The organism is Streptomyces sp. NPDC004561 (assembly GCF_053602155.1).
Map to the genome: position 1 here is coordinate 1 of NZ_JBSGDB010000749.1, position 2,817 is coordinate 2,817.

Consider the following 2,817-nt stretch of genomic DNA (forward strand, 5'->3'; position numbering starts at 1 on the left):
TTCGCCCTCGCCGTCGTCTTCGGCACCGCGGTGGGCACCGTCGCCGCCGTGCTCCTCGAACTCGCCGTGATACGCCCGCTCTACACCCGCCCCCGCGAGCAGATCCTCGCCACGGTGGGCGTGGGCCTGGCCGTCCCGGCCCTGCTGTCCGCGATCTGGGGCTCCGACGCCCGGCCCTTCCCCGGCCCGAAGGCGCTGTCCGGCACCTTCGCCCTGCTGGGCGCCGAAGTGCCCCTCAACCGCCTGGTGCTGATCGGCGCGGCCCTGGTGGTGCTGACCGCGCTCAGGCTGTTCCTCGGCCGCACCCGGCACGGACTGGTGGTCCGCGCGGGCGTGGAGGACCGGGCGATGGTCACCGCGCTCGGCATCGACGTACGCAGGGCCTTCACCCTGGTCTTCGCCATCGGCGGCGCGGCGGCGGCCCTCGGCGGTGCCCTCGGCGGCCTCTACTTCGGCTCCGTGGACCCCGAACAGGGCACCTCGCTGCTCATCTTCGCCTTCGTGGTCGTCGTGACGGGCGGCATGGGATCGCTCACCGGCGCCGCACTGGCCGCCGTGGCCGTGGGCCTCGTCCAGCAGTTCGCCAACTACTACACCACCGCCGGGCTCGGCGACCTCGCCGTCGTCGTCCTGCTCGCCGCCCTGCTGCTCGTCCGGCCGCGGGGGCTCACCGGGAGGCTCGCATGACCACCGCCACCCAGCCGCGCGGCCGGGCCCGCACGGCGGACCGCCCCGGCGCCACCCGCTCCGAACGGCTGCGGCGGCTCACCCGCTGGTGGCCCGCCCTGCTGCTGGTGGTGCTCTTCACCGTGCCCTACAGCGCCCTGCCGCTGCCGGGACTGCTCGACGGCCCGATCGGCGGCCCCGGCAACCTGCAACTGCTCGCCCTGTGCCTGCTCTTCGGCGGCCTGGCCACCGGCTACGACCTGCTGCTCGGCCGCACCGGACTGCTGTCCTTCGGGCACGCCCTCTATTTCGCCACGGGCACCTACGTCACCAACACCGTCATGCTGGAGGCCGGTCTGCCGTTCGCCGTGTCCGCGCTGCTCGGCCTGCTCGCGGGGGTGGCACTGTCGGCCCTGCTGGGCGCGGTCAGCCTGCGGGTCGGCGGCATCGGGTTCTCCATGGTGACCCTGGCCTTCGCCCAGGCCGCCTCGATCCTCGTGCAGCGCGACCCCGGAGGTGTCACCGGCGGCGAGGAGGGCAGGGCCGCGCCCGACGGCGGACTCCCCGCTCCGCTGGTGGGCATCGAGCACACCGCCAACCTGTACTGGATCGCACTGGCCTACCTCGTGGTGGTGCTGTTCGTCGTGCAGTGGGCTGTCCGCTCGCCCACCGGCCGGGTCTGGGAGGGCATCAGGGAGAACGAGCGCCGGGTCGAGGTGCTCGGGCTGCGCCCGTACGGCTTCAAGCTGGTCGCCTTCGTCCTGGCCGGCACCCTGGCCGCGCTCGGCGGCATCGTGTACCTGCTGCTGACCGGCGGCGCCACCCCGCAGACGACCACCTCCGACTTCACCCTGTCCCTGCTGGTCATGGTGGTGCTGGGCGGCTCGGGCACCCGATGGGGCCCGATGATCGGCGGCATCCTGTACACCTGGGCCGACCACCGGCTCGGCGACCTGGCCGGCTCGGGCACGGTCGCCGGCCTGCCCGCCGTGGTCCGAGTGCCGCTCTCGCAGCCGCTGTTCCTGCTCGGCGCGCTGTTCGTGGCGGTGGTATACCTGCTGCCCGGCGGCGTGGTCCGGCTCCCTGACCGGGTGCGCGCCGCCCGTACGTCCCGCGCCACCGCCCACCGCGAGGAGGTCCCTCCGTCATGAGCCGCATCACCGAGAACGGCACGACGGCCCGTCAGGCCGTGGCCGCGCGGGCACACGAGGAGTTCGGAGTGCCGGTGGCCGGCGGGGAGCTGGCCGTGTCGCGCTGGCCGGCCGACGAGCCTGGCGCGCCGGTGGTCCTCGCCCTGCACGGCATCACCGCCAACGGCCTGAGCTGGGCGCGTGTCGCCCACCACCTGGCCGGCCGGGTCACCCTGATGGCGCCCGACCTGCGCGGCCGGGGCCGCAGCGGGCGCCTGCCCGGCCCGTACGGCATCGCGGCCCACGCCGACGACATGGCCGCCCTGGTGGACGCGATCGGCGTGGAGCGGGTGGTGCTGACCGGCCACTCCATGGGGGCCTTCACCGCGGCCCTGACCGCCGTGCGCCACCCGCGGCTGCTCTCGGCTCTGCTGCTGGTGGACGGCGGCGTGGGCTTCCCAGTCCCGGCCGGCCTGGACCCCGATGAGCTGATCACCGCGGTGATCGGTCCCGCCATGCGGCGGCTGTCGATGACGTTCCCGGACCGCGACGCGTATCGCGCGTTCTGGCAGGGACATCCGGCCTTCGTAGGCTCCTGGTCGCCGTGGGTCGACGCCTACATCCAGCGCGATCTCGTGGGGGAGGAGCCCGAACTGCGCTCCTCCTGCAGCCTGGAGGCGGTCCGCGTCGACGGCGTGGACCAGCTGGGCGAGGGGGTCTCGGGAGCGGTGCACCGGCTGCCCCGCCCGGCCGTGATGCTCTGGGCGGAACGCGGTCTGATGGACGAGCCCCAGGGCCTGTACGACGAGCAGCGGCTCGCCGCCGCCGGCCTCGACCCGGAACTGGTGCGCACACGGCGCGTCCCCGGCGTCAACCACTACACGATCCTCGCCGGCGACGAGGGCGCCCGGATCGTGGCACGGCACCTGCTGGACGCTGCCGGTGTGACGGACAGCGAGGGGTGAGCGACGGCGTGCCGGGCGGCGGTACGGACGCGGGCGCCGGCCTCCGCTGCGCCGCG

At 74.6% G+C, this 2,817-nt stretch carries 3 protein-coding genes; all 3 read left to right on the forward strand.

The features are described 5' to 3' along the window. On the forward strand, nt 1-687 hold a 687-nt coding region (locus tag ACWEN3_RS44655), incomplete at its 5' end, for a branched-chain amino acid ABC transporter permease (protein ID WP_452983918.1). After that, nucleotides 684-1,817: a branched-chain amino acid ABC transporter permease gene (locus ACWEN3_RS44660; RefSeq protein WP_452983921.1), complete on the forward strand. Its 1,134-nt coding sequence runs from the start codon at nt 684-686 to the stop codon at nt 1,815-1,817. The genes ACWEN3_RS44655 and ACWEN3_RS44660, both read left to right, overlap by 4 nt. After that, the gene (locus ACWEN3_RS44665; RefSeq protein WP_452983924.1) at nt 1,814-2,761 is read left to right on the forward strand and encodes an alpha/beta hydrolase; all 948 of its coding nucleotides are present in this window, start codon (nt 1,814-1,816) and stop codon (nt 2,759-2,761) included. The genes ACWEN3_RS44660 and ACWEN3_RS44665 overlap by 4 nt, the downstream gene beginning before the upstream one ends. Nucleotides 2,762-2,817: the final 56 nt, after the last annotated feature.

Coding starts and splice junctions, on each gene's coding strand:
- ACWEN3_RS44660 (WP_452983921.1), top strand. CDS start 684: ATGACCACCGCCACCCAGCCGCGCGGCCGGGCCCGCACGGCGGACCGC.
- ACWEN3_RS44665 (WP_452983924.1), top strand. CDS start 1,814: ATGAGCCGCATCACCGAGAACGGCACGACGGCCCGTCAGGCCGTGGCC.